We start from the raw sequence: 596 nt of genomic DNA on the forward strand, positions 1-596 counted from the left end.
CTGGTAATTTTCATTGATATTCCAACAATTATGGAATTATACATTTTATCACTCTACTTTTATGTCCATCACTATTGCAAAAGTTGCAATATTTTTATTCTTTACTCTTTGTTGGTTGCCGATTCTAATTTGTTCAGTACCAACTTGATAGAAATCGTCATTTTCTTTCACATCACATTCAACTTCCATATGAACAATATATTTTTCTGGAACTTCTGCTAAAACAACTTGTCCCTTATATTCAACTTCTTTTTTAAAAGGTTCGTAAGAAACTTTTTTTATCTTGCCTAGGTAGGTTCCCTTATCATAATCATACAAGGGGTCCCCTTCTTTAATCTTAGAAACAGTTGCCATTTTAACTTCATTAACATCCATATATATTATGCCCTTCTTGCTTTGGGCATTTGAAACTGAAGGCGATTTAGATAGTCTTTTAGCACCGAATACAGCAATTAAAGCTACTAACAAAATCACCAATAAATCAATAATATTGATAATGCCAAATATCTTACCTTTTTTATCAATTATTTTCATTATATTCCTCCAAAATTTTATTATAAATTTCAAATTGTGCCTTACCCATAGCATCAGTAGAG

At 30.0% G+C, this 596-nt stretch carries 1 protein-coding gene; it reads right to left on the minus strand.

What is annotated here, in order from left to right; all coding sequences use genetic code 11:
• Positions 1-48 precede the first annotated feature (48 nt).
• Positions 49-534, minus strand: a complete 486-nt coding sequence (locus HMPREF9131_RS01945) for a DUF4330 domain-containing protein (protein ID WP_009345082.1) — start codon at positions 532-534, stop codon at positions 49-51.
• Between the last annotated feature and the right edge of the window lie 62 nt (positions 535-596).

Origin of the sequence: Peptoniphilus sp. oral taxon 836 str. F0141 (genome assembly GCF_000179335.1) — a bacterium.
GTDB classification, from domain to species: Bacteria; Bacillota; Clostridia; order Tissierellales; family Peptoniphilaceae; genus Peptoniphilus_A; species Peptoniphilus_A lacrimalis.